This is a genomic window from Gordonia sp. L191 (genome assembly GCF_030077625.1).
Classification (GTDB): Bacteria; Actinomycetota; Actinomycetes; order Mycobacteriales; family Mycobacteriaceae; genus Gordonia; species Gordonia polyisoprenivorans_A.
On sequence record NZ_CP125996.1, the window covers coordinates 2,233,300 to 2,258,654 of the forward strand.

Here is a 25,355-nt window from a genome sequence, read left to right on the forward strand (position 1 = left end):
CTCTGACTTTCGTTCGGCTCAGGCGGTGCCGTAGATCCGGTCGCCGGCGTCACCGAGACCGGGCAGGATGTAACCGTTGGCATCGAGTTCGCGATCCACCGATGCGGTGAACACCGGCACATCCGGGTGGGCGCCGTGGAGCATGGCCAGACCTTCGGGGCAGGTCAGTAGACAGACGAACCGGATCGAACGGGGCCGATACTCCTTGATCCGGTCCACCGCGGCCACCGCCGAGTGACCGGTGGCCAGAAGCGGGTCGACGATCACGACGTCACGTTCCTCGAGTTCGCGAGGCATCTTGAAGTAATACTCGACGGCAACATGGGTTTTCGGGTCGCGGTAGAGCCCGATGTGACCGATCCGCGCACCGGGCACCACCGTGAGCATGCCGTCGGCGATCGAGGTGCCCCCACGCAGGATCGACGCGAACACCAGCTTCTTGCCGTCGATCACCCGGCCGGTGGTGACCTCCATCGGCGTCTTGACGGTGATCTCCTGCATCGGGATGTCGGCGAGCACGTCGTAGGCCATCAGGGTGGCGATCTCGTTGAGCAGGCGGCGGAAATCGTTGGTGGAGGTGTCGGCCTGTCGCATCAGCGTCAGCTTGTGTTGCACGAGTGGATGATCGATGACGTGCACGGCGTTCATCAGTGGCCCCTTCTTCGATGGTCGGTGGACGTCCGGGTGCCCGCTCAGAACACCGTGCCATCGCTGTCGATGGTCAACGGTGGCAGACCGCCCCGCAGTTGCGCCGCATATCGGCGCCCGGCGGCCCAGGTCCCGCCTTCGAGAACGCACGCCAGGGGCAGCCCCGGGACACCGAGTTCGGTGGCCACCAGTGGTGCGAGTTCGTCGAGCAGGGCGACGGTCAGTGCGCGCCACTCGACGACGAACTCGTCGCCGACCGCCCACACCGCTTGTGCGGCATCAGGATTCACCGTGGCCAGGACGCCGGAGTCGAGCAGCAGGCCACCGTTGCGATACTCGGGCAACGCCGTCAGATCCTCCAGGCCGCCGACCTCGACCCCGGCCGACGCGAACGGTTCGAGCAGCGAATAGGTCAGCCACTGCGACAGCTTGTGGAACGGCATCCACCCGTCGGTCGCGCCGGCGCCCCGGACCCCGCGATGGCGCCAGCAGTCGCCCAGGGCGATACCGTCGATCCGGTTGTCCGCGGGCCAGATCGGGGCGAGGGTGTCGAGCAGTGCGGTGAGGATCTCGTGTGCCCGGATCTCTCGTGTGCCGCCTCCGAGGTGGTCGAACAGATCGCCCGGACGTCCGGTGCCGAACACGTCGGGACGTGCCGCCATGGCGTCGGCGAGCCGGTTCAGTACCTGCAGGCGGCCCTCGAGACCGACGAGAGGTCGGTTCTCGGAGACCCCGAAAGCCGTTGCCAGGCGCGATGAATCCAGCGCACGCAGACCGTCGGCATCGACCCGTAGGGGCTCGTCGAGGCGGCCGGAGAAGACGCCGTCGAAGAAGGCGTGAACACTTGCCACCGCGAGACCTTCGGAGCGGGTGAACCGCACTCCGGCGCCCGGCTCGTCGAAGTACCAGTCGGCGCCGGCCCCGGCGTCGAGCAGGACACTCACCACGGCGAGATCGATGTGGGTGCGGGCGCGCTCGGCGGCACCGACGTCGCCGAGTCGCGCGTCGAGCTCCGCGCGTCGATCGATTCCGCCGGCCTCGACGTGGCGCCACCGGCTGTGGAAGGGGATGTCGAGATCGGGGTAGCGCTCGCGCGTCAGCGCCGACACGAACTCGACCACCGTGCTGATGCGGGAGTCGTCGACCGTGAAATGAGCAGAACGGCCAGCGCGGGCGGAGGTGAGCAGATCACCTGCGCGGCGCCGGATCTCGGCCGTCGACCGAAGAGCTGCCACGGGCCCGTCGAGGGTGCCCACCGGCGATGTCGAGGACCGACCACCCGGTGCGGTCATCGGCGCAGCCCCCGGCCCTTCACCTGACGCAGGTCATCGGTGGTCGGCACCGCGCCGCTGGTGAAATAGCCTGCGGCCGTTTTGGCGTCGATCTCCACGCGCGCATCCTCCGGGATGAGTTCGGGTGGGATGTCGACGCGCTCGCCGACCTCGATGCCCGAGCCGGTGATCGCGTCGTATTTCATGTTGCTCATCGAGACCAGCCTGTCGATGCGGGTGATACCGAGCCAGTGCAGGACGTCGGGCATGAGTTCCTGGAAGCGCATGTCCTGAACGCCGGCAACGCATTCGGTGCGCGCGAAGTACTGATCGGCGGTGTCGCCGCCGACCTGTCGTTTGCGGGCGTTGTAGACAAGGAACTTGGTGACCTCGCCGAGGGCGCGCCCCTCCTTGCGGGAGTAGGCGACCAGACCGACCCCGCCGCGCTGGACTCCCTGAATGCATTCCTCGATCGCGTGGGTGAGATAGGGGCGGCAGGTGCAGATGTCCGAGCCGAACACGTCCGAGCCGTTGCACTCGTCGTGCACCCGCGCGGTCAGTTCGACAGCAGGATCGGACAAGCCCTGCGGATCACCGAAGATGTAGACGGTCTGACCACCGATCGGCGGCAGGAAGACCTCCAGATCCGGCCGCGTCACCAGCTCCGGGTACATGCCACCGGTCTCCTCGAAGAGCACCCGGCGCAATTCGGTGTCGCTGCAGCCGAATCGGTCGGCAATGCCGGGTAACCACCACACGGGCTCGACGGCCGCCTTGGTGACCACTGCGGCGCCGGTGGGCAGCAGCACCTCACCATCGGGCTGCAGGCGGCCCTGCGCGATGGCATCGATGATCTCGGGCAGGATCACATGGGCCTTGGTGATCGCGATCGTCGGACGGATGTCGTATCCCGCGGCGAGCGGCTCGGGGAACGACTCGGCGACGAGTGCGCCCCAGGGATCGATGCTGACGATGGCGTTGCGGTCGGTCCACTGCGGGTGTGGCCCGACGACGTCGGTGGGGGAGGTGTTGGTGAGGTCGGCCCGATGCTCCCGTGACAACGCACCCGAGGCGACGGCCAGCGCGCGGTACACGCTGTAGGAGCCCGAGTGCGTCCCGATCACGTTGCGGTGGGCGCGGTCGGTGGTGGTCGCGATCACCGGCCCTCGTTCCCGGGCGGTCGGCGCACCCCAGGCGATGTCCGGGGCACCGGCTCCGCCGCTGTGCGAGGTGAGGCGGATGTGCCCGGGTGTGCGGACCGCGGACGGCCGGGAACCGGCGGGCACGGAACTGTCGGATGCGGCAGGCATCGGCGACTCCTTTCACCTACCCCGGTGATTCGGTGGTACCGGTGTCCCGGATCCCTCCCTCGGGGAAACCGCCAGCATAGTCACTGACGAGGGCCGCCGCCGGGCGAGTGAGCCGGGCCCCGGCGCCGATCTCAGGCGTCGGCCGGGCGCGAGTGCACCGACACCGCGTACTCCCCGCCGTCGAACGGACAGCGGTCCCAGGTGGCGAATCTCGCGACCGGTTCGAGGCCCGCGGCGTGGGCGTGGATGTCGTAGTCGGACAGTGCAAGACGGTCGGGGCGGAGCTGGAATCCGGCGACCAGCAGCCCGCCGGGCCGCAGCCTCGATGCGCACTGGCGCAGCACCCCGGCCTCGGTGCCGGGCGTGAGGAAGATCATCACGTTCCCGGCGAGGACGACGAGATCGAAGAGCTCGTCGAGGTGGGCGTCGAGTGAACTCAGATCGGCTCGGAGCCAACGGATGTCGCCGGCCTTGCGCTGGGCGGTCGCCAGCATCGAGGGGTCCGCGTCGACGCCGACGACCTCGAAACCGCGGCGGGCCAGCTCGATGGCGACCCGCCCCGTGCCGCACCCGGCGTCGAGTATGCGGCGACCACCGATCCCGCGTGCGAGATCGGCGACCAGATCGGCTTCGCCGTGGACGTTCTCGCCCGCGGCGGCCAGCGACGACCAGCGATCGTCGTAATCCTCGCCACGCGGCGCCGCCGTGCCATCCCATCGGGTCATGAGCCGAGTGTGTCACGTGAAGCGCCCACGTCACGGCGGTGGGACATGAACCAACACGCCCGTCGGTGAGAAACGTGTTGACTCCGGGCGTCCCGGACGATGACACTGGCGCAGGTGAATCGACGGGAGGTCGCCGGCGCCCGCGCCGGCCGCAGATGACCACAGGCCTGCGCCGCGAACGCCCGATGGTGGCGTTCGCGCGATGAGTCATATCCGCGGACACCCGCTCCGCGTCCCCTTCACCACCGTGCGAGGTCACCACCCGTGCGGCCGGCCGTCGACGCCGCGCCTGCACGGCGGATCACCCTCGCGCGGTGCGCAACTCCCAGGAGTCCTCCATGCGACCCATGACCGAATCAGAGATCCGCGCATCGTTCGTCAACACCTCGGTGCGCGAACGCAAGGCGATCCCGATGCCCGACGCATTCGACACGATCCGGTGGGACCGGCTCGATTACCTCGGTTGGCGCGATCCCAAGTCACCCGCCATCGGGTACCTCGTTCTCGCCCCCGCGCCCGACGCAGCTGACGACCCCGGGGCGGGCGGCGGTGCCGAGCCGATCGGGATCATGTTGCGTGCCGGCTCCGTCCCGGCCCGCACCCGACCGCAATGCGCACTGTGCGAGGACATTTCGCTCCCCAATGAGGTGATCCTCTTCGCCGCCCGGCGCGCGGGTGGCGCGGGTCGCAAGGGTGACACCGTCGGAACCCTCATCTGTGCGAACTTCGAATGCTCGGAGAATGTGCGACGCAAGCCGTCGTCGGCGATGGCCGGCGACGATCCCGAGCGGGTCCGGCAGCTGAGAATCGGTGCGCTACGCGAGCGGGTCGCACGGTTCGTCGCCCGAGTCGGAAGCCGGTGATCCGGTGACACACGGCAATCGGTGAGTCACGACGATCGGTGAGTCACGCGATCGGGGGCACCGACGCGACATGCGCGACGATGCCCCCGATCGGGTGCGATGACCGCTGGGGTCAGTGCAGGTCGTACCGGTCGAGTTCCATCACCTTGGTCCACGCGGCGACGAAGTCGGCCACGAACTTCTCCGACGAGGTGTCCTCGGCATAGACCTCGGCCAATGCCCGCAGATCCGAGTTCGACCCGAAGGCCAGATCCACACGCGTGCCGGTCCACTTCTGCGCGCCGGTCGCCCGATCGGTCGCGACGTAGGTGCCGTCGTCTGCCGGCGACGGCGCCCACTCGACGTCCATATCACAGATGTTGACGAAGAAATCGTTGGTCAGCGTGCCGGGCGTCTCGGTGAGCACACCGAGAGACGAACCCTGGTGGTTGGCGCCGAGCACACGCAAACCACCGACGAGCACCGTCATCTCCGGTGCCGAGAGGGTCAGCAGGTTGGCCTTGTCGACCAGGTTGTACTCGGCGGGCAGTTCGTTGCCCTTGCCCTCGTAGTTACGGAAGCCGTCGTAGCGCGGCTCCAGGTACGCGAACGACTCGACATCGGTCTCGTCCTGCGAGGCGTCGGTACGACCGGGAGTGAACGGCACCGACACCGACAACCCGGCAGCCTTGGCGGCCTTCTCGATACCGACGACACCGCCGAGCACCACGAGATCGGCGAAGGACACCTTCGGGCCGGACTCCTTGTTGAAGGCGTCGGCGATCCCCTCCAGGGTGCTGATGACCTGTGCCAGCTCGTCCGGTTCACTGGATTCCCAACCCAATTGGGGCTGCAACCGGATCCGGCCGCCGTTCGCGCCGCCGCGGAAGTCACTGCCGCGGAACGTCGCAGCGGCCTTCCACGCGGTCGAGACCAGTTGTGCCACCGACAGACCGGACTCGAGGATCGACGACTTCAACGAATCGACGTCGGCGTCGGAGATCGTCGGACCCTGCTGTGCGGGAACGTTGTCCTGCCACAGGTAGGTCTCGGCGGGAGCCAGCGGACCGCGGTAGCGGATGGCCGGGCCCATGTCGCGGTGCAGCAGCTTGAACCAGGCCTTGGCGAACTCGTCGGCCAGCTCTTCGGGATGATCGAGCCAGCGGCGGGTGATCTCGCCATAGATCGGATCGAACCGCATCGTGAGGTCGGTGGTCAGCATCGACGGGTGGGTCTTGCCGTCGCCCTGGGCCATCGGCACCGAATTGGCCCAGCCGTTGTCCTTGGGCTTCCACTGGTTGGCGCCGGCCGGGCTCTTGGTCAGTTCCCATTCGTTGCCGTAGAGGATCTCCAGGAACGAGTTGTCCCACTTGGTGGGGGTGTGGGTCCAGGTGACCTCGAGACCGCTGGTGATGGTGTCGTTGCCGACGCCGGTGCCCTGCGGGTTCTTCCAGCCCAACCCCATCTGTTCCAGCGGTGCGGCCTCGGGCTCGGGGCCGAGTTTCTCGGCGTCACCGTTGCCGTGGGTCTTGCCGAAGGTGTGTCCGCCGACGATGAGCGCGGCGGTCTCCACGTCGTTCATCGCCATCCGGCCGAAGGTCTCCCGGATGTCCTGGGCGGCAGCGAGATAGTCGGGATTGCCCTCGGGCCCTTCGGGATTGACGTAGATCAGACCCATCGTGGTGGCACCCAGCGGCTTCTCCAGGCTGCGCTCACCGGAGTAGCGCAGATTGGTGCCCAGCCACGTCGACTCCGCACCCCAGTACACCTCCTCGGCTTCCCACTCGTCGGGGCGGCCGAACGCGAATCCCTTGGTGTGGAAACCCATGTCCTCGAGTGCGACATTGCCGGCGAGGACCAGCAGGTCCGACCACGACAGCGCCTTGCCGTACTTCTTCTTCACCGGCCACAACAGTCGGCGTGCCTTGTCGAGGCTGACGTTGTCCGGCCAGCTGTCCAGCGGCGCGAAACGCTGCATGCCGGTGCCGGCACCTCCGCGGCCGTCCTCGACGCGGTAGGTACCCGCGGCGTGCCACGACATTCGGATGAAGAACGGTCCGTAGTGGCCGAAGTCGGCGGGCCACCACGACTTCGAGTCGGTCATGACCGCCTTGACGTCGGCGACGAGTGCGTCGACGTCGAGATCGGCGAGCGCGGCGTCGTAGTCGAAGTCGCCGCCGCGCGGGCGGATGACATCGGGATTATGGGCCAGGACACGCAGATTCAGCTTCTCCGGCCACCACTGGTTGTTGCCACCGCCCTCCACGGGTGGGCGGATGTGCATGGGGCATCCTGAGCCCGACGGCTCTCCGGCTGGGGTCTGGGCCTCCCCGATGGGGGGTGCGGCTTGCTCGTCAGACACGACATTCCTTTCGGTGATGGGTGATCCGGGCTGTGATCACGGTCGTGACCCGGGGTGTGAGGAGGCTGCGCACTCTGCGCACAGACCCCAGTAGATGACCTCGGCCTCGTCGAGGAGAAAACCGTTGTCGTCGGCGGCGGTCAGACACGGGCGTTCGCCGACCGCGCAGTCCACGTCGGCGATGGCCCCGCAGGCGCGGCACACCGTGTGGTGGTGGTTGTCGCCCACACGCGCCTCGTACCGGGCCAGGTGGCCCGACGGCTGCAGACGGCGGACGAGTCCGACGTCGGTGAGTGCCGCGAGGATGTCGTACACCGCCTGTCGAGAGACGTCCGGCAGGTCCGCGCGGGCGGCCTGGAAGATCGACTCCGTGTCGGCGTGGGGGTGCGCATGGACGGCCTCGAGCACCGCCACCCGCGGACGGGTGACGCGGAGTTCCACGGAGCGCAACATGCCCGCGAAGTCCGACGATGAGGTCACGACGCACAGTATGCACGCTTTTCTGGAATGATTCAGAACTTTCGCAAAATGAGACGCGCGCAAGGCCGTTGGCGCTGGTCACGCGCTCGAAATTGGGTGCGGTGGCGACGCCGGGTCGCACTGTCCCGACCCCAAGGTGCATGACAAAGTGGAGTGGTGAACGTCGAGGAGAGAGGAGTGGGCGTGGTGACCAACGCACCCCTTGACCCGATGGCCTCCGCGATGCTCGCGGAGTCGGTGGCGTGGCGTTCGTCGTGGCATCCCGAAGGTTCGCGCCACCTCGTCGACGGGGACTTCGAGTTCTACCTGCACGGTGCCGACGCCACCCTGTTGCGGTTCCACGGTCCCGACGGCGATCCGCGGCGGATACTCGACGACGCGCTGCGGACGGTGTCCGCCCACGGCGCGTCCGGTTTGCGAATCACGGTGGGATTGGGCACTTTTGCCGATCTCGACGACGACGAGGTAGCGCGCCGCGGCGGAACCCTCGTCGCAGTGGTCGACGTCGTCGCACGCGCGGTGGACGCGTCGGTGGCGAATTCCGTACCGGTGCCGACCGAGATCGCGGTGCGCCGTGTGCAGACCGCCGACGACCTCGCGCTGTTCGCCTCGATCTCCGAACGGGCCTGGGGGTTCGCACCACCGGTGCTCGCCGACCCCGGCTTCGACGTCGGCGATCCCACGACGCGTCTGTTCATTGCCGAAAGAGTCTCCAGTGCAGCGTGTTCTGCATCGGCGGAACCTGCCGGCGATCATGTCGGCGCCGGTGGATTCGAACTGGCGGGCCCGACCGCACGGTTCTGGGGTGCGGCAATCCTGCCGGCATATCGCGGACGTGGCGCCTACCGGGCACTAGTGGCCGCACGCCTGCGTGACGCGCTGGGGTGTGGTGCACGACTGGCACTCGTGCATGCCGAGCAGACATCGTCGCCCATCCTCCAACGAATCGGTTTCGCGCGGTATGCGCAGCGTCGGCTGACCTGGTTTCCGGTGCCCGGCCAGGTGGATCGGGCGCAGGTGGATCGGGCGCAGGGGAGTCGGGCGCAGGGGAGTCGGGCGCAGGGGAGTCGGGCGCAGGGGAGTCGGGCGCAGGGGAGTCGGGCGCAGGGGAGTCGGGCACTGGGGGAGCAGAGATGACACCGTCCGAGTCCGGGTTGGACTTCGACGAGGTCGCCGACGAACTGTACGGACTACCTCCCGGTGACTTCACCGGTCGGCGCAATGCGCTCGCTCGCCAGGCGCGCGGCGCGGGAGACCGCGATCTCGCCACGGCGATCGCGGCGCTGCGTCGTCCCACCCAATCGGCGTGGTTGCTCAACCAGTGGATCCGGCGCCACCCCGACGGTGCCGACGAGATCACCGAACTCGCTGCCGCACTTCGGGATGCCCAGCGTCGTGCCGACGCCGCCCGGATGCGTGATCTGTCGGCCCGCAGGCAGCAGGTGATCGCCGAGGTGGCGGGCCGGGTGACACACCTCGCCGCCGATCTGGGCGTGACCGTGTCCGGCGCCGCCGACCGCGAGATCGTCGCCACGCTGCGAGCGGCCGTCGCCGACGAGTCCACCGCAACCCTCCTGTGTCGTGGCCGCATGGTGGCCGCCGCCGAATACACCGGATTCGGGCCCGCCGGGATCGTGGCGGTTCCGGCGCCCACGACCGCCGAAGAGGCGCAAGGCGATACCGGCGATGGCCGGGCCGGACATGGTGAGGCCGAACGTTCCGCGGCTCGCGAGCACACCCGCGCAGAGCTACGACGAGCGCGCGAAACCGCGACGAGTGCGCAGCAGGGTGCCACCGACGCGCAGGCGACGGCGACGGCCGCTCGCGATGCTGCCGAGGTACTCGCCGCAGACGCCGATCGGTTGCGCGCAGAACTCGCCCGGGTGGAGCAGGAACTGGGTTTCGCGCGCCGACGCGCTACGGCAGCCGAGCATGAATATGCCTCCGTGGCAAAGGAATCGGCTGCGGCATCCGCACGTGTGGCGGCACTCGAGCAGGAATTGGGCGAGCTCGACGATCACTCGTGATGCGAGGTCGGCTCGATGGGAGTCAGACCGCGGGTCCCATGGCCTCATCCAGCACTTCGCACTGACGCTCGAAGAAGCTCTCCGACACCGCGACCCGTGGCGCGAACATGTCGAACGCGTGAAAACCGCCGGGGACGGTGTCCACGGTGACCGGCACTCCCGCGTCCTTCAGGCGTTCGGCGTAGGCCAGGTCTTCCGCGAAGAACAGGTCACGGGTACCCACCCCGATCCACGCCGGTGGCAATCCGGTCAGATCGGTCCGGCGCGCGGGCACGGCGATCGATGGGTCGGCGCCGCCGAGATAGGACGCCCAGCCGAGCCGATTCGACGACGGGCTCCACACGCGATAGTGCTTCGGATCGTCGGCCCCCGCCGTCGTGCGGTCGTCGAGCATCGGATAGACCAGCAACTGGAACACCGGAGTGATGCTGCCTGTGTCTCGACCGGCCATGTCCCGGCATCGCAAGGCCAGTGCGGCGGTCAGTCCACCACCGGCGCTGGCGCCGCCGATGAGGATCTTCTCCGGGTCCACATCATCTTGTGCGGCAAGCCAATCGAGGCCGCGATGGCAGTCTTGGACCGGCACCGGGTAGGGGTGCGCCGGCGCCAGGCGATAGTCGACGGCAGCGACGGGGATTCCGAGCCGGTCGGCGAACTTCCGGCACAGTGCGTCATCCTCGGCCGCGGTACCGATGACATAGCCGCCGCCGTGAATCCACAGCAGCGCGTGACCGGTTCCGCGTGGGTTGCGCGGGCGATGAAGCCGCACGCTCACCCGATCGCCGAGGTCGACCACCTCGACGTCGCCGGGGATGTGACGCGAGAGCGCACCCGAGAGCACCTGCAGCGGGCGCAGTGTCAGTGAGGTGACCACCGTGCGGGGCAGCAGCCGCGCCGCCAGCGTGAGATCGGGATGGAAGCCGTTCGTGTGGCTGTCGCCCGGATGACTGGCGTCGGGGTGGGTGCTGTGGGGAACCGGTGTGGGCATCGTGCCAGTATCACCCGACCCGCCCGCGGACGGCAGGTGTTCCGGTGGCAACGGTCCGCTCAGCGCGGCACGTACCGAGCATCGACGATGCTGTGGCGGACCGCCTCGCGCAGCCACTCGGGAAACTCGGTGAGCAACTGCTCGTACAGGTCGGCGTCACTCATCGCGTCGACGTCGTCGATCGCGAAGAATCCGGCGTTGTCGATCACTCGACCCGCCAGGGTGTCCAGTTCGGTGAGAATCCCGAATCGATTGCGCCCCAATCCGATGAACTGCCAGAACACCGGCCGCGACGACGCGGTGTGGATCAGCGAGCGGATCGCGGGCACCTTGGAGTGGAATCCGCCGTCGGTGAAGAACAGCACCAGCACCGGTTCGCCACCACCAGCATCGTCGAGGATCGCGTTCATGATCGGGAGTTCCTCGTTGACCCCGCCGATCTGCCGGTCGTAGTCGATCTCCGGGCCCAGTGGTGCGCCGTGGCGGCCCGTGAGATGGATGTAGGTGTCCATCCAGATCTCGGAATCGGCGACGGTGACGTCGGGTAACTTCGCGTATCCCGAGCCGTACAGGTATGCCTCGAGGTTGCCGTCGGAATCGAGTTGGGTCGCAACCGGGATCATCCGTTCGACGACGCGGTGCACGGTCTGTTTCTTGTACAGCTTGCGCATCGACATGGTCTTGTCGATGACCAGCACGACCCGCGCGGTGGCACCGGCGGCGCCCTTGGTGAGCAGTACCCGATGGACCTGCTCCTTGCGGAGGTTGAGTTTCTGGCGCTTTTCCAGCGAGAGTTTCTCCTCGCCCTTGACCATCCGGATACCGGGTGTGGAACCCGGAGCAGTCGGTGTCGCAGAGACCGGGGTCTGGGATCTCGGGGCGTCGGGTGTCGGGGTCTGAGATGTCGGGGTGTCGTCGACGGTCACCCCGTGCTCGCGCACCAGAGACGCGAAACCGGCGTCCCACCCGGCAGATTCGCTGCGGACCTTCCACTGGGCGTTGCGCCGGTAGATCTCGATCAGCACCGCTGCACGTTCGGAACGCAGCCCCTGCGCCGGCGCGACGATGGTGTCGGCTCCGGCGGTGAGCGTGGTCTCGATGGTCGACTCGTCCAGGGTGGCGGGCGCGTCGACGGAGACGCCGATCGCGATGCGCTCGATCCCGTCGGCGACTCGTGTCAGGTCGATGTCGAGCGTGGCCGGGCCGGTCAGGGTCACTTCGGCGCCGGGACTGCGAGGATTGTTGTAGAAGACGAAGTCGGCGTCGTTGCGGACGCGGCGGTCGGGGCCGAGGACGAACGCCACCACGTCGAGCGCGGGTCCACCACCGGTGGCTGTACCGATCGCCACCGTGAGCCGGTCGGTCGACAGCGGGGTGTTCTCGCCGCGTCCGAGGATGCGTGGGGTCATGCCAGGTCCTCCCGTGGTGTCGGCCCGAGGTGGGCCGTCCGGTCACGACCCTACGTGGACCGCTCGCCGCGGTCCCCGGATGTCGATCGGTCGATGGAATACCGTCGCGACGGTCCATGGTTGGCACGTACATGACCACCGAGACCGCTCCCGAAGCCTTCGATCCGCGCACTCTCATCGCAGAGAGTTCGATCGGGATCCTCGCGACCATCAAGGCCAACGGCGTTCCCCAGCTCTCGCCCGTCACCGTCGTCTATGACGATGCCGCCGACCGCATCTACGTGTCGATGACCGAGGGGCGTGCCAAGACCGCCAATCTGCGACGGGATCCCCGCGCCGCCATCGAAGTCACCAGTGCCGACGGGTACACGTGGGCCACCGCCGAGGGCACCGTCACGCTCACGGGGCCGGGGACCGATCCGGACGGACCGGACGTCGACGCCCTCGTCGAGTATTACCGGCGTGGGGCGGGGGAACATCCGAATTGGGCGGAGTACCGCGAGGTGATGGTGACCGATCGGCGGGTGCTGATGGAGTTGGCCATCACCCGGGTGTACGGGGCGAAGTTACGCTGACCCCGCCGCCGGTGTCGGCCGGCCATGCGCGACGCGAGAGCAGGCGTAGACCGTTGAGCACCACCAGAATCGTCGAACCCTCGTGGCCGGCAACCCCTAGCGGCAGGGGCAACGTGCCGACGATGTCCCACGTGACCAGGACCGCGATGACCGTCGCCGCGATCACCAGATTGGCGACCACGATCCGGCGGGCGCGTGCGGCCAGGCGCAGGATCGCGGGCACGGCGGTCAGGTCGTCGCCGACAATGACGATGTCGGCGGTATCGAGGGTGACTTCCGAGCCGATGCCGCCCATGGCGATCCCGACGTCCGCGGTGGCCAGTGCCGGTGCATCGTTGACGCCGTCGCCCACCACGGCCACCCGGTGCCCACTCGTCCGAAGATCGACGACCGCAACCACCTTGTCCTCGGGAAGCAGACCCGCCCGGACGTCCTCGATTCCCACCCGATGTGCGAGATCGTGTGCTGCAGAAGAATTGTCGCCCGTGAGGAGGATCGGGGACATGCCCGTCAGCGCGCGCAGGGACATCACCGACGCCCTCGCCTCACCACGTGGTTGATCGCGCAATTCGATCAAGCCCACCGCTGCATCATCGACCTTCACCACGACCGTCGTTGCCGTGGTGGTCGCAGCACGAGCCCGGATGCCGGCATCGGCGGTCGGTGCGGAGGCGTTGACGATCTCCACGTCGTGGTCGCCGACGCGCGTTCGAACACCGTGACCGGGAATCGCGGCGAATCGACTGACCGGTTGCGGGGTCCATCCGGCGTCGGCAGCGGCGGCGACGATGGCGCGTCCGACCGGGTGTTCACTGTGTTGCTCGGCTGCGGCCGCGATCGCCAGTATCTCGTCGCGGCGGCGTCGACGGGGGTTGTCGAGTTCGATGACGGCGGTGACCGCGGGCGCGCCGGTGGTCAAGGTGCCGGTCTTGTCCAGTGCGACACAGCTGATCCGGGCTGACTTCTCCAGGGCTACAGCAGATTTCACCAGTACGCCGTGCCGGCTCGCGGTGGCCATCGCCGCCAGCAACGGTGGCATCGTCGCCAGGACCACCGCGCATGGCGATGCCACGATCATGAACGTCATGGCGCGCAGGAGGCTGGTCCGCAGGTCCTCGCCGAAGGCCAGCGGTACCGCGAACACGGCGAGTGTGGCGCAGACGACCACGACCGAATACACGCGCTCGACCTTCTCGATGAACAGCTGGGTGGACGCCTTGGTCGACGAGGCCTCGTCGACCATTGCCACGATGCGGGCGACCACCGTGTCCCCGGCTGCGGTGTCGACCCGGATGCGCAGGGCCCCGGTACCGTTCAACGTGCCGGCGAACACCTTGTCGCCCAGGGACTTCGGAGCAGGTAGTGGTTCGCCGGTGATCGAGGCCTGGTCGACATCGCTGGCGCCCTCGATGACGATGCCGTCGGCCGGCAGTCGTTCGCCGGGCCGGATCGCGACGACGTCGCCGAGTACGAGCACCGACGCCGCAACGGTCTCGAGCGTGCCGTCGTCGGCAACCAGGGTGGCCTGATCGGGCGCGAGGTCGAGAAGTCCGCGGATCGACTCCTCGGTGCGCCGGGTGGCGAGATCCTCGAGTGCGCCCGAGGTCGCGAAGATGACGATCAGCAACGCTCCGTCGAAGACCTGGCCGATGGCGGCCGCGCCGAGCGCTGCCACGATCATCAGCAAGTCGACGTCGAGAGTGCGGGCACGTAGGGCCCGCAGGCCGTCGAGGGTCGGCTGCCACCCGCCGCTGAGATAACAGCCCAGGTAGGCGAGGGCAGTCACCCATCCGGGCCCGCCGCACACGTCCAGGATCGCGCCCGCGGCGCCCAGCACGACCGCAACCAGTGCCCAACGGACCGACGACACCGACATCGCGATCGTGTGCCAGGAGCGGCCCGGTCGTACAGTGCTCAGCTCACGCGATGTCACCATCTGCATATGCAGAAGAATACACATGTAGATATGTACATGTAATTCTCCCATGGTTGAATGTCGCCCATGGGACACGGAGTCCAGGGTCGATCGACCCCCGCGGCCGAACTCGACGCCGCCGCAGCCGCAACGGTCGCCGAGACGTTGCAGGCCCTGGCATCCCCGAACCGGCTGATGATCCTGACCCGGCTGCGCAAGGGGCCGTGCGCGGTGACCGAACTCGCCGAAGCGGTCAACATGGAACAGCCCGCCGTGTCGCACCAGCTGCGCCTGCTCCGCGCGCTGGGACTCGTGGTGGGTGAGCGGCAGGGCCGCAGCGTGGTCTACAGCCTCTACGACTCCCATGTCGCCGCACTCCTCGACGAGGCCGTCTATCACATCGAGCATCTGCATCTCGGTGACCGCGGATCGCGCGATTTCGCGTAACACCGCGGCGCTTGTGATGGAACCCTGGTTGTGATGGAAGACCGTCAGGTTCCGCTGTATCTCCTCGCGTTGATCGTCGGAGGGGTGATCGGCGTAGGTGCGCCAGGCCTTGCTCCCGTGCTCACGCATCTGATCACCCCGGCACTTGCCGCCCTGCTCTACGTCACCTTTCTGCAGGTGCCCGCGAGCGGGGTGATCGCAGCGCTGCGTGATCTCCGGTTCCTCGGTGCGGTGCTCGTCGCCAACTTCGTCGCCGTTCCGCTCGTCGTGGGAGCGATGTATCCCTTTCTGCCGGGCAACGAGGCGATCCGCATCGGAATGCTGCTCGTGCTCCTGTGTCCGTGTATCGACTACGTCATCGTCTTCACCGGCCTGGCGGGCGGCGACCGACGCAGACTCCTGGTGTCGACGCCCTTGCTGCTCCTCGTGCAGATGGTGTCGTTGCCACTGTTCTTGATGACATTCCTGGGTGCCGACCTCGCGGCGGTGGTCGACGTGGAGCCGTTCCTCGTGGCGTTTGGCACGTTGATCGTCGTCCCGCTCGGACTCGCCTGGGCCACACAATGGTGGTCGTCGGGATATTCTCGGTCGGGATATCCTCGGGGGCAACGTTTTTCGGAGGCGGTGTCGACGACGATGGTCCCGCTGATGATGCTCGTGCTCGCCGTGGTCGTCGCCTCGCAGATCCCCACGGTCGGCGACGCCGCGGGTGCGGTGCTCGCCAGTGTTCCGTTCTACGTGGCCTTTGTCGTGGTGATGCTGTGCATCGGGCTCGTCATCGCCCGATGGGCGCGTCTCGACGTTCCGGCCGGCCGGGCGGTGATGTTCAGCGGCGTGACGCGCAATTCGCTGGTGGTTCTTCCGCTGGCGTTGGCCCTGCCCGCGGGGTTCGAGGCGGCCGCGGTCGTGGTGGTGACCCAGACGCTCGTCGAGGTCCTCGGGATGGTGGCCTGTGTGCGGGTGGTGCCACGGCTCCTGCCGATGCCGGTGTGAGTCCGCGCCGTGCCCGGGCATCTTCCTCAGGTCGCCGTCGATGGCAGCTCGGCCGACTAGAGTCGCGGTCATGGTTTCGACGACGTGGGAGCTGTCGGCCGCCGATGGGACGGTGACGGTGCGCACCGACGTGACGGGTCCGGCCGCGCGCACCGGCCACCGACTGACGATCGAGATGACCGAATGGACCGCGCAGGTGCGGTGGGCCGGCGCCGAGCCGGACTCGCTGACAGCGCGGGTCGTCGTCGATTCGTTGCAGGTCCGCTCCGGCGAGGGTGGGGTCACGTCGATGTCGGGTCCGGAACGTGCGGTGGCGAGGGCCAATGCCCTGAAATCGCTCAAGGCGGGCAGGTTTCGTGAAATCGAATACGAGTCCAGCTCGATCATCAAGTCCGACAACGGTTATCGCGTGGAGGGTGCGGTGTGCATCCTCGGTCGGAGTCGTCCTCACCCATTGGAGCTGACGGTCAGCGACGCCTCGGGCCGGTGGCACATCACCACCGAGACAACGCTCGTGCAGACCGACTTCGGGATCAAGCCGTACGCGCTGATGATGGGTGCACTCAAGGTTGCCGACGAGGTGACCGTGACGATCGAGGTGGACCATCTCCGGTGACGAGTGACGGCGAGAACGCAGTGCTCCGCAGGCGTGCTTACCGGCGGGTAAATCAACATCCGTTGTCGCAGTTACGCGCTCGCGAACGCATGGATCCGGGGCCCGCGAATCGGTGTGATCTTCTCGGTGTGTCGGGAACGTACTCGCGCGTAGCGAAATCATTCGTAAGAATCGTCCCCGATCGGTTGTCGGCGCGTTCACAGCGCCCGCCGGATCCACCCCGCGCCATTCGGGTGGGGACGATCGTGGCCGCATCCGCGCCCCGCGCGCGGACAATCGTTGGGTATGACAAAAGATGAGGAGTCGGTGATGTTCACTCGCATTGCCATCGTGAACCGTGGTGAGTCGGCCGTCCGTCTCATTCACGCCGTTCGGGGCCTGTGCGCAGAAACAGGACAGTCGATAGAGGTCGTCGCACTGCACACCGATGTGGATCGCAACGCGACCTTCGTCCGTGAGGCCGACATCGCCTACGACCTCGGCCCGGCGGCCGAGCGCCCGTACCTGAACCTCAAGGTGCTCGAGCGCGCACTGCTCGAGACCGGCGCCGACGCGGCGTGGGTCGGCTGGGGATTCGTGGCCGAGGACCCGCTGTTCGCCGAACTGTGCGACCGGATCGGCGTCACCTTCATCGGCCCGTCGGCCGAGGCCATGCGCAAGCTCGGTGACAAGATCGGCGCCAAGCTCATCGCCGAAGAGGTCGGTGTGCCCGTCGCCCCGTGGAGCCGCGGTGCGGTCGACAGCGTCGAGGAGGCGGTCACCGCGGCGGCCGGCATCGGCTATCCACTCATGCTCAAGGCGACCGCAGGCGGCGGTGGTCGCGGCATCCGCGTCATCACCAACGACGAGGACCTGCGCGACGCGTACGCCCGCACCCGCGACGAGGCCGCCCGCGCCTTCGGCAGCGGTGTGGTCTTCCTCGAACGTCTGGTGACCGGCGCTCGTCACGTCGAGGTCCAGGTGATCGCCGACGGCCAGGGCACCGCGTGGGCGCTCGGCGTGCGCGACTGCTCGGTGCAGCGTCGCAACCAGAAGATCATCGAGGAGTCGGCGTCGCCTGTGCTGTCGCCCGAGCAGGTCGCCGAGCTCAAGGCCTCGGCCGAGCGACTCGCCGTCGCCGTCGGGTACTGCGGTGCGGCGACGGTGGAATTCCTCTATCACCCCGGTGAGAAGCTGTTCGCCTTCCTCGAGGTCAATACCCGACTGCAGGTCGAGCACCCGATCACCGAGACCACCACCGGCTTCGATCTCGTCCGGGCGCAATTGCACGTCGCTTCCGGCAACAAGCTGGAGGGGGAGCCGCCCGCCGAGCGTGGTCACGCGATCGAGGCGCGGCTCAACGCCGAGGATCCCGACCGCGACTTCGCGCCGTCACCCGGCCGGATCGCGCGTCTCGAACTGCCGGCGGGCCCGGGCATCCGCGTCGACACCGGCGTCAGCGCCGGAGACACCATCCCCGCCGATTTCGACTCCATGATCGCCAAGATCATCGCGTACGGCCGCGACCGCGACGAGGCCCTCGGCCGACTGCGCCGGGCGATGACCGAGACCCGCGTCATCATCGAGGGCGGCGCCACCAACAAGAGCTTCGTCCTCGAACTGCTGAATCAGCCCGAGGTGATCGACGGCAGCGCCGACACCGGCTGGATCGACCGCGTCCGCGCCGAGGGCGGCCTCGTCGCCCATCGGCACTCGGCGATCGCGCTGGCCGCTGCCGCGATCGACGCCTATGAGGAAGAGGAACTCGTCGAGCGGCAGCGCCTGTTGTCGACGGCCTCGGGCGGTCGCCCGCAGGTGCAGCACGACAGTGGCCGACCGCTGGATCTGAAACTGCGCGGGGCGACCTACCGCGTGCGCGTGGCGCGGATCGGTGCGCACCGATTCCGCGTCGGCATCGAATCCGGCGACCAGACCTACAGCGCCGACGTCGACCTCGAACGGTTCGACGAGCACGCCGCGCAACTGGTCATCAACCACGTTCGCTATCGCCTGATCACCGACACCCACGGCCCGGTGCACCTCGTCGACGTCGACGGCGTGACCCACCGCGTCAGCCGCGACGAGGGCGGCGTGGTGCGTTCGCCCGCTCCCGCGCTGGTCGTCGCGACGCCGCTGGAGGTCGGTGACGAGGTCGAGGCCGGCGCCCCGGTGCTGGTGCTCGAGAGCATGAAGATGGAGACGGTGCTGCGGGCGCCGGTCCGTTCGCGACTCAAGGAGTGTGTCGTCTCCGTCGGCACCCAGGTCGAGACCGGCGCGGCGTTGATGCGCCTGGAACCCCTCGCCGACGACGATGACGCGGATGCGGCCGAGGAGGCCACCGAGGGCGTCGAACTCGAGTTGCCGTCGATGCCCACCGACATCGAGCCACACGAACGCTCGACCCGCACCCTCGAAGACCTGCGCAGCCAACTGCTCGGTTATGACGTCGATCCGCATGACCGGACGCGGCTGCTCGACGACTATCTGGCGGTCCGGCACGCGGTCATCGAGTCCGGTCGCCGGCCGCTGTCCGACGAGCTCGAACTGATCACCGTGTTCGCCGATCTCGCCGAGCTGAGCCAGAACCGTCCGTCCGAGGACCAGATGGGCGTCGAGCATGTCCACAGCGCGCGGGAGAACTTCCACACCTACCTGCAGAGCCTCGACGTCGAACGCGACGGGCTCCCGCAGTCGTTCCACGATCAGCTGAGCCGGGCTCTCGCGCACTACGGGGTCACCGATCTCGACCGGACCCCCGAACTCGAGGCCGCGGTGTTCCGCGTGTTCCTGGCCCTGCAGAATCCGTCGGACTCGGTCACCTCGGTCTCGACCCTGCTGCGCGAGTGGCTCGGCGAGCCCACCCCGCGCGAGGAACTGCAGGACCGCGTCGGGGTTGCCCTCGACAAGCTCGTCTCCGCGACGCAGCTGCGTTTCCCGGCGATCGCCGACCTCGCCCGCGGCGTCGTCTACTCCTGGTACGGCCAGCCGCTGCTGCGTCGCAACCGGGCCCGGGTGTACGGGGAGCTGCGCGAACACCTGCGTTACCTCGACGCCAATCCCGAGGCCGCCGACCGTGACGAGCACATCGCCGACATGGTCCGCTCCACCGAGCCGCTCGTCCGTCTGCTCGGCCAGCGGATGGTGCGCGGGATCGCCGACAACACGGTCATGCTCGAGGTGCTGACCCGCCGCTACTACGGCAACAAGGGACTGCGCGACGTCCGTGTGCAGGAGTTCGGCGGTGCGAGCTTCGTCATCGCCGAGCGCAATGGCCTGAGCCTGGTCTCGGCCGCGGTCCGGTTCGACGAACTCGACACGGTCCTCGGTGGTCTCGCCGAGATGGCGCGCGGGGTGGCCTCGGTCGACGCCGACGTCTACCTCTCGTGGGAGGAGCAGCCCGGCGATTTCGATGCCATGGCCGATGCATTGCACGAGCGCATCGCCGCGGCCTCCCTGCCGCAGCAGGTGCACCGGCTCACCATCGCGGTGGCCGGCAGCAACGAGGCGCTGATGCATCATCACTTCACGTTCCGGCCGTCGTCGACGGGCATGGTCGAGGAGCGTCTCATCCGTGGGCTGCACCCCTACATCGCCCAGCGGATGCAGATGGAGCGGCTGCGCAAGTTCGACCTCACCCGTCTGCCGTCGGCGGACGACGAAGAGGTCTACCTGTTCCACTGTGTGGCCAAGGAGAATCCGTCCGACGAGCGGCTCATCGCCTTCGCCCAGGTGCGCGATCTCACCGCGTTGCGCGAGACCGACGGCAAACTGCTGACGCTGCCCCGTGCCGAGAGCATCCTGTCCTCGTGTGTCGACTCGATCCGGCGCGCACAACGCCGGTCCAACCTGACCTCGACGACCAACCGCATCGTCATGTACGTGTGGCCGCCGATCGACGGTGCCCGCGACAACCTGCAGACCATCGCCGACCACATCCGCGGCACCGCCGCCGGGGTGGGACTCGAAGAGGTCCTGCTGATCGCGCGCCAGCGTGACCGCGAGACCGGAGAGCTGACGAAGGTCGCCGTCCGGTTCGCAGTGAACGCCGCAGGCGGCTTCGACGTGATCGTCGGCGAGCCGTCCGACGAGCCGATCGAACCGGTCGACGCGTTCCGGCAGAAGGTGCTGCGCGCCGCGCGTCGCAACACCGTCTACCCCTACGAGCTGGTGGGATTGCTCGGGTCCTTCGACGAGTACGACCTCGACGACGAGCAACGACTGGTGCCGGTGGACCGGCCCAAGGGCCGCAACTCCGCGGCGATCGTCGCCGGTGTGATCACCACGCCCACCGACAAGTACCCGCAGGGCGTGACCCGGGTGGTGCTGCTCGGTGATCCGACGAAGTCGCTCGGCGCCCTCTCCGAACCGGAGTGCGCCCGGGTCATCGCGGCCCTCGACCTCGCCGAGTCGATGCAGGTGCCGCTCGAGTGGTACGCGTTGTCCTCGGGTGCCCGGATCTCGATGGACTCCGGTACCGAGAACATGGACTGGGTCGCTCGGGCGCTCAAGCGGGTCGTCGAGTTCACCCAGGCGGGCGGTGAGATCAACATCGTGGTCGCCGGCATCAACGTCGGTGCGCAGCCGTACTGGAATGCCGAGTCGACGATGCTGATGCACACCAAGGGCATCCTGGTGATGACCCCGGATTCGGCAATGGTGTTGACCGGCAAGCAGTCCCTGGACTTCTCCGGTGGCGTGTCGGCGGAGGACAACTTCGGTATCGGCGGTTACGACCGGGTGATGGGCCCCAACGGCCAGGCCCAGTACTGGGCGCCCAACCTCGTCTCGGCGCGCGATGTGCTGATGTCGCACTACGACCACACCTACATCGTTCCCGGCGAGCAGACGCCGCGGCGCGCCGAATCCTCCGATCCGGTCGCCCGCGACATCTCCGATTACCCACATGTGTTGTCCGGCAGCGACTTCACCACGGTCGGACAGATCTTCTCGCCGGCACACAACCCGGATCGCAAGAAGCCCTTCGACATTCGGACCGTCATGCGGGCCGTCGCCGACCAGGATCAGGCCGTCCTCGAGCGGTGGGCCGGGATGGCCGACGCCGAGACCGCCGTGGTGTGCGACGTCCACCTCGGCGGAATCCCGGTGTGCCTGTTGGGTATCGAGTCCCGCGAGGTGCAGCGCCGCGGCTACAAGCCGACCGACGGGCCCGACACCTACACCGCGGGCACGTTGTTCCCGCAGTCGTCGAAGAAGGCGGCGCGGGCGATCAACGTGGCCAGCGGCAACCGTCCGCTGGTGGTGTTGGCCAACCTCTCCGGCTTCGACGGATCGCCGGAATCGATGCGCAAACTGCAGTTGGAATACGGTGCCGAGATCGGTCGGGCGATCGTCAACTTCCGTGGGCCGATCGTCTTCTGCGTCATCTCGCGCTACCACGGCGGCGCGTTCGTGGTGTTCTCGAAGGCGTTGAACCCCAACATGACCGTGCTCGCGATCGACGGTTCGTTCGCGTCGGTGCTCGGTGGTGCGCCCGCGGCCGCGGTCGTGTTCGCCGGTGAGGTCGGCAAGCGTACGGCCGCCGATGCGCGGGTTCGTGAGGTGGAGGCCCGCCTCGCGCATGCTTCCGGTGCCGACCGTCCGGCGATCAACGCCGAACTCGCCGACATCCGTCAGTCGGTGCGTGCGGAGAAGATCAGCGAGCTCGCGGCCGAGTTCGACTCGGTGCACAGCATCCGTCGTGCCGTCGAGGTCGGTTCGGTCGACGCGGTGATCGACGCCGCGGAACTGCGTCCGCGCATCATCGCCGCCATCGAGAGCAACCCCGTCTGGGCCGGTGCAGGAGCTCGCATGGCGACCTCCTGAGCGCCCACCCCCTTCGAGGCCGCGGCCCCGCCCTCACCGGTCACGGTGACGGCGGGGCCGTGTCGTCCGTTTCACTCGCCTTGGGTGATCTACGGGTGAGCTGTGGGTGTCTTGTCAGCACCCTGAAATCGACAATTGTTGTGGCAGCGTCGATGTGGATTGATCGTCCACATCGAGGAAGTCATGAAACGTTTACTGATCACCGTCGGATCCGTCGCTGCACTCACCTGTCTGGCGGCGGGTACCGCCGCCGCCGTCACGCCGGCCGGGGTGGTGTCCCAGGCCGTCGACGTCGGCAACGGCGGCATCGCGATCGCGCGGGGGTCGACGATGCTGCACACCGATGATTTCGGCGAATACGGGTGCGAGGACTTCGTCGACGCCGCCTACGGACGAACCACCGCCAACGCCATCCCGCACAATGGGGCGATCGCCTTCTACGATCAGCTGGCCGCCCGCGGGCAGGGCCACAGCACGCTGCCCGCCCCACCCGGGGCTCTGGTCTTCTCCGAGGGTTCCGACGGCGGCCACGTCGACATCTCCATGGGCGACGGGCACTACCTCAGTGGCGGCGTGCAGGGATTCGCCCCCGGCTGGGGCGACGGCACCGATATCCAGATCCTGCCGAGCGCCAATCTCGGATCCTGGCAGCTGGTGGGTTGGGCGTACGCCCCGTGGAGTGCGATCGGGGGCTGACGCACGTGCGTCTCGGGTGGAGCGTCCGTCCGGGTCGGTCGGTCGGGCGTTCAGTCGGTCAGGCGCAGGACGGCGACGTCGGACAGCGTCCCGTCGCCATCGGGTTGGGAGAAGGTGACGGTCGCTGTCCGGCCGCCGGTGGTCAGGGTCGCGATCGTGTTGCCGAACAACGGACCGCATTCGTCGCTCCAGCGCAGCGGCGGCTCGGGTACCCCGAGTCGTCGTGCCCAGGCGCGGGTGACGCGTGCGAACCCGCGCGACCACCCGAACCGGAACACCGGACGGACATAGGCCGGAACATGATTGTGGACCGGTGAGCACACGAGCTGATACACCGGCGTCGCCTCGGTGGTGGCCACATCGGTGACCGGCACCTCGGCGCGTGCCGCGTAGCTGTGGTGTACATCGCCGGAGAGCACCGTGATCGATGCGAGTCGTCCGTCGCGAGCAAGTCCGGTGATCAGGGCGCTGAGGGTGACGAAGGACTCGAAGAACGCCGGCCAATGCTCGAAATCGGCTGCCTGCCGGATCTTTTCGCCCAGCCGACCCCGAAGTCCCGGCCGGGCGGCGAGCGCCTCGTCGATGGATTGCAGATCGGCGACCGCCGGTGGCAGCAACCACGGCAGCGACGATCCCAGAATGAGATGGTCGATCTCGCCGGACGCGTCGGTGGCCTGATCGGAGAGCCACTCGAATTCGTTGTCACTGAGCATCTTTCGGGTGTCGCCGGTCAGGACACGGCCGTTGCGGGAATCGATCATGATCAGGCGGTTGCGACCGAGATCCCAGCGATAGCTGAAGCGCAGGCCCTCGTCCTCGGCGGTGTCGGCGTCGGCACGGTCGGCGATATCGACGAGCAGCGGCCAGATATCGGTGTCGGCGTGGAGGATTCGCCGGCAGTCCGGGTCGGCGTCGAGTTCGGTGGGGGAGAGGTTACCCAGATGCTGGTACACCCAGTACGCGGCGAGGCCCGAACGGATGCGATCGCGCCACCACGGGAGGTCGTTCATTTGTGCGCGCCACGTGGCCGAGGTGTTCCAGTCGTCGCGGATGTCGTGATCGTCGAAAATCATGGCGGTGGGCACGGTCGAGAGAATCCAGCGGATCTCCGGGTCGCCCCAGGTGTGCCGGTACAGGCCCTCGTATTCGGAGTAGCTGACCACCTCGTCCGCCGGGCGTTTGCTGCGCACCGATCCCTGACGCCGACCCGCGAGATGCGCGCGTGCCTGCGGGGTCAGTTCGTCGGCGTAGACCTGGTCACCGAGGAGGATCAGCACGTCCGGCCACTCCGGGGTGGGCCGGGTGGCCATCGCGGTGGCATACGCGTCGAGCGCGTCGACACCAAGTTTGTCGTCGAGGTCGGCGACGCCGGTCCGTGGATAGCGGCACGACCCGAAGATCACCCGGAGCCGACCGGTGGTGTTGGGCCCGCGGGTCCGAATGACGCTGGGCGGAAACGCCGATCCGGGCTCGGGCCAGACGGTGGCGCCGTCCTGGATGACCTCGTAGGCGACGGTGGAGTCGGGGGTCAGGCCGGTCACGCGGACCAGCGCGTAATGAAAGCCCGCGACCTCGAAGGTCGATGCACGGCAACCCAGGACCTCGACCTCGGCGGGACCATCGGTCTGCACCCACACCGATGCCGTCGTTGCGTCGACATGCCGCAGGATCGGGCCGAGGAGCAATGCCATCGCACCAGGCTACGTGTCCGGCTTGTCCGGTGTCGGGGTGTCCTCGATGAGCCGCGTCGATGTTTGCCTGCCTGCCCCGGTGGGTATGGTCGCCTCACAAATGACGTGACGACGAAGGGTGTTCATGGCAGACGTCGACGTGGAGATCGACTCGGATCTGGCCCCGCAGGCCGCATGGGACCTGGCCTCGGACCTCTCCCGATTTCCCGAGTGGATGACGATCTTCGGGGGCTGGCGCAGCGACGTACCCGCCGACATCGGTGAGGGTACCCAGGTGTCCTCGGTGATCCGGGTCAAGGGATTTCGCAACATCATCCACTGGCAGGTGACCGACTACGACGCGCCGCGTGTCATCGCGCTGCGGGGTCACGGCCGTGGCGGGGTGCGGATCACCTTGACGATGACCGTGTCCGGCGGCGCCGACGGTTCACGGTTCGCGCTGAATGCAGAGTTGGCCGGGGGTGTGCTCGGCGGACCGATCGGCCGGTTCGTCGCCAAGATCGTCGAGTCCGATGTGAAGAAGTCGATCGAGAATCTCGCCACCCTCGTGTGAGGGAG

At 67.9% G+C, this 25,355-nt stretch carries 20 protein-coding genes; 10 read left to right on the forward strand and 10 right to left on the reverse strand.

The window, feature by feature from the left end:
- Positions 1 to 18: 18 nt before the first annotated feature.
- From upp to QNM97_RS10075, 4 genes are all read right to left on the reverse strand, one after another.
- Positions 19 to 648, reverse strand: a complete 630-nt coding sequence (upp, locus tag QNM97_RS10060; protein WP_283822596.1) for a uracil phosphoribosyltransferase — start codon at positions 646 to 648, stop codon at positions 19 to 21.
- 44 nt (positions 649 to 692) lie between these two features.
- Positions 693 to 1,940 (reverse strand): URC4/urg3 family protein, encoded by a 1,248-nt coding sequence (locus QNM97_RS10065; protein ID WP_283822597.1) that lies wholly within the window; start codon positions 1,938 to 1,940, stop codon positions 693 to 695.
- Positions 1,937 to 3,229 carry a GTP cyclohydrolase II gene (locus tag QNM97_RS10070; protein WP_283822598.1) on the reverse strand — a complete coding sequence of 431 codons (1,293 nt, stop codon included), beginning with the start codon at positions 3,227 to 3,229 and terminating at the stop codon, positions 1,937 to 1,939. Before QNM97_RS10070 ends, QNM97_RS10065 begins: the two co-directional genes overlap by 4 nt.
- A gap of 131 nt (positions 3,230 to 3,360) precedes the next feature.
- A complete protein-coding gene (locus tag QNM97_RS10075) occupies positions 3,361 to 3,954 on the reverse strand; it encodes a class I SAM-dependent methyltransferase (RefSeq protein ID WP_283822599.1) in 594 nt (197 codons plus the stop codon).
- Positions 3,955 to 4,292: 338 nt separating this feature from the next.
- Between QNM97_RS10075 and QNM97_RS10080 the strand changes: the two genes are divergently transcribed.
- Positions 4,293 to 4,817, forward strand: coding sequence for an FBP domain-containing protein (locus tag QNM97_RS10080; RefSeq protein WP_208791367.1), 525 nt, complete (start codon positions 4,293 to 4,295; stop codon positions 4,815 to 4,817).
- 112 nt (positions 4,818 to 4,929) lie between these two features.
- On the opposite strand, the gene katG is transcribed toward QNM97_RS10080, so the two are convergent.
- A complete protein-coding gene (gene katG / locus QNM97_RS10085; protein WP_432276974.1) occupies positions 4,930 to 7,080 on the reverse strand; it encodes a catalase/peroxidase HPI in 2,151 nt (716 codons plus the stop codon).
- A gap of 114 nt (positions 7,081 to 7,194) precedes the next feature.
- Positions 7,195 to 7,638 (reverse strand): Fur family transcriptional regulator, encoded by a 444-nt coding sequence (locus tag QNM97_RS10090; protein WP_208791365.1) that lies wholly within the window; start codon positions 7,636 to 7,638, stop codon positions 7,195 to 7,197.
- Between the two features lie 186 nt (positions 7,639 to 7,824).
- On the opposite strand from QNM97_RS10090, the gene QNM97_RS10095 reads away from it, so the two are divergent.
- Together QNM97_RS10095 and QNM97_RS10100 are read left to right on the forward strand one after the other, a co-directional pair.
- Positions 7,825 to 8,775, forward strand: coding sequence for a GNAT family N-acetyltransferase (locus QNM97_RS10095; RefSeq protein WP_283822600.1), 951 nt, complete (start codon positions 7,825 to 7,827; stop codon positions 8,773 to 8,775).
- A complete protein-coding gene (locus tag QNM97_RS10100; protein ID WP_283822601.1) occupies positions 8,772 to 9,665 on the forward strand; it encodes a coiled-coil domain-containing protein in 894 nt (297 codons plus the stop codon). The genes QNM97_RS10095 and QNM97_RS10100 overlap by 4 nt, the downstream gene beginning before the upstream one ends.
- Before the next feature lie 22 nt (positions 9,666 to 9,687).
- Here QNM97_RS10100 and QNM97_RS10105 read toward each other — a convergent pair whose 3' ends face one another.
- Together QNM97_RS10105 and QNM97_RS10110 are read right to left on the reverse strand one after the other, a co-directional pair.
- A complete protein-coding gene (locus QNM97_RS10105; RefSeq protein WP_283822602.1) occupies positions 9,688 to 10,653 on the reverse strand; it encodes an alpha/beta hydrolase in 966 nt (321 codons plus the stop codon).
- 59 nt (positions 10,654 to 10,712) lie between these two features.
- Positions 10,713 to 12,062, reverse strand: a complete 1,350-nt coding sequence (locus QNM97_RS10110; RefSeq protein ID WP_283822603.1) for a VWA domain-containing protein — start codon at positions 12,060 to 12,062, stop codon at positions 10,713 to 10,715.
- Between the two features lie 131 nt (positions 12,063 to 12,193).
- Here QNM97_RS10110 and QNM97_RS10115 point away from each other — a divergent pair, with 131 nt between their 5' ends.
- The gene (locus tag QNM97_RS10115; RefSeq protein WP_283822604.1) at positions 12,194 to 12,637 is read left to right on the forward strand and encodes a PPOX class F420-dependent oxidoreductase; all 444 of its coding nucleotides are present in this window, start codon (positions 12,194 to 12,196) and stop codon (positions 12,635 to 12,637) included.
- Here the strand turns inward: QNM97_RS10115 and QNM97_RS10120 are convergent.
- Positions 12,606 to 14,579 (reverse strand): heavy metal translocating P-type ATPase, encoded by a 1,974-nt coding sequence (locus QNM97_RS10120; RefSeq protein WP_283822605.1) that lies wholly within the window; start codon positions 14,577 to 14,579, stop codon positions 12,606 to 12,608. The genes QNM97_RS10115 and QNM97_RS10120 overlap by 32 nt on opposite strands.
- A 60-nt stretch (positions 14,580 to 14,639) precedes the next feature.
- On the opposite strand from QNM97_RS10120, the gene QNM97_RS10125 reads away from it, so the two are divergent.
- The 5 genes from QNM97_RS10125 to QNM97_RS10145 all read left to right on the forward strand — a co-directional run bounded on the left by QNM97_RS10125 (position 14,640) and on the right by QNM97_RS10145 (position 23,106).
- The gene (locus tag QNM97_RS10125) at positions 14,640 to 14,999 is read left to right on the forward strand and encodes an ArsR/SmtB family transcription factor (protein ID WP_283822606.1); all 360 of its coding nucleotides are present in this window, start codon (positions 14,640 to 14,642) and stop codon (positions 14,997 to 14,999) included.
- A gap of 33 nt (positions 15,000 to 15,032) precedes the next feature.
- Positions 15,033 to 15,992, forward strand: coding sequence for an arsenic resistance protein (locus QNM97_RS10130; RefSeq protein ID WP_283822607.1), 960 nt, complete (start codon positions 15,033 to 15,035; stop codon positions 15,990 to 15,992).
- Between the two features lie 70 nt (positions 15,993 to 16,062).
- Complete coding sequence (locus tag QNM97_RS10135; protein WP_283822608.1) at positions 16,063 to 16,608, forward strand: YceI family protein; 546 nt, start codon at positions 16,063 to 16,065, stop codon at positions 16,606 to 16,608.
- Positions 16,609 to 16,917: 309 nt separating this feature from the next.
- Entirely contained in the window at positions 16,918 to 22,410 is a 5,493-nt protein-coding gene (locus QNM97_RS10140) for an ATP-binding protein (RefSeq protein WP_283822609.1), read from the forward strand.
- Positions 22,411 to 22,593: 183 nt separating this feature from the next.
- On the forward strand, positions 22,594 to 23,106 hold the full coding sequence (locus tag QNM97_RS10145; RefSeq protein ID WP_094602027.1) for a hypothetical protein: 513 nt from the start codon (positions 22,594 to 22,596) through the stop codon (positions 23,104 to 23,106).
- Between the two features lie 50 nt (positions 23,107 to 23,156).
- On the opposite strand, the gene QNM97_RS10150 is transcribed toward QNM97_RS10145, so the two are convergent.
- Positions 23,157 to 24,797, reverse strand: a complete 1,641-nt coding sequence (locus tag QNM97_RS10150; RefSeq protein WP_283822610.1) for an alkaline phosphatase D family protein — start codon at positions 24,795 to 24,797, stop codon at positions 23,157 to 23,159.
- A gap of 124 nt (positions 24,798 to 24,921) precedes the next feature.
- Between QNM97_RS10150 and QNM97_RS10155 the strand changes: the two genes are divergently transcribed.
- Positions 24,922 to 25,350 carry a type II toxin-antitoxin system Rv0910 family toxin gene (locus QNM97_RS10155; protein ID WP_283822611.1) on the forward strand — a complete coding sequence of 143 codons (429 nt, stop codon included), beginning with the start codon at positions 24,922 to 24,924 and terminating at the stop codon, positions 25,348 to 25,350.
- Positions 25,351 to 25,355 lie beyond the last annotated feature (5 nt).

Bases quoted from the DNA above. Each gene is read 5' to 3' on its own strand.
- QNM97_RS10065 (WP_283822597.1), bottom strand. From the start codon at position 1,940: ATGACCGCACCGGGTGGTCGGTCCTCGACATCGCCGGTGGGCACCCTC.
- QNM97_RS10100 (WP_283822601.1), top strand. From the start codon at position 8,772: ATGACACCGTCCGAGTCCGGGTTGGACTTCGACGAGGTCGCCGACGAA.
- QNM97_RS10080 (WP_208791367.1), top strand. From the start codon at position 4,293: ATGCGACCCATGACCGAATCAGAGATCCGCGCATCGTTCGTCAACACC.
- QNM97_RS10110 (WP_283822603.1), bottom strand. From the start codon at position 12,062: ATGACCCCACGCATCCTCGGACGCGGCGAGAACACCCCGCTGTCGACC.
- QNM97_RS10075 (WP_283822599.1), bottom strand. From the start codon at position 3,954: ATGACCCGATGGGATGGCACGGCGGCGCCGCGTGGCGAGGATTACGAC.
- QNM97_RS10120 (WP_283822605.1), bottom strand. From the start codon at position 14,579: ATGCAGATGGTGACATCGCGTGAGCTGAGCACTGTACGACCGGGCCGC.
- QNM97_RS10125 (WP_283822606.1), top strand. From the start codon at position 14,640: ATGGGACACGGAGTCCAGGGTCGATCGACCCCCGCGGCCGAACTCGAC.
- QNM97_RS10155 (WP_283822611.1), top strand. From the start codon at position 24,922: ATGGCAGACGTCGACGTGGAGATCGACTCGGATCTGGCCCCGCAGGCC.
- QNM97_RS10115 (WP_283822604.1), top strand. From the start codon at position 12,194: ATGACCACCGAGACCGCTCCCGAAGCCTTCGATCCGCGCACTCTCATC.
- upp (WP_283822596.1), bottom strand. From the start codon at position 648: ATGAACGCCGTGCACGTCATCGATCATCCACTCGTGCAACACAAGCTG.
- QNM97_RS10135 (WP_283822608.1), top strand. From the start codon at position 16,063: ATGGTTTCGACGACGTGGGAGCTGTCGGCCGCCGATGGGACGGTGACG.
- QNM97_RS10145 (WP_094602027.1), top strand. From the start codon at position 22,594: ATGAAACGTTTACTGATCACCGTCGGATCCGTCGCTGCACTCACCTGT.
- QNM97_RS10130 (WP_283822607.1), top strand. From the start codon at position 15,033: ATGGAAGACCGTCAGGTTCCGCTGTATCTCCTCGCGTTGATCGTCGGA.
- QNM97_RS10105 (WP_283822602.1), bottom strand. From the start codon at position 10,653: ATGCCCACACCGGTTCCCCACAGCACCCACCCCGACGCCAGTCATCCG.
- QNM97_RS10150 (WP_283822610.1), bottom strand. From the start codon at position 24,797: ATGGCATTGCTCCTCGGCCCGATCCTGCGGCATGTCGACGCAACGACG.
- QNM97_RS10070 (WP_283822598.1), bottom strand. From the start codon at position 3,229: ATGCCTGCCGCATCCGACAGTTCCGTGCCCGCCGGTTCCCGGCCGTCC.
- katG (WP_432276974.1), bottom strand. From the start codon at position 7,080: ATGCACATCCGCCCACCCGTGGAGGGCGGTGGCAACAACCAGTGGTGG.
- QNM97_RS10140 (WP_283822609.1), top strand. From the start codon at position 16,918: ATGTTCACTCGCATTGCCATCGTGAACCGTGGTGAGTCGGCCGTCCGT.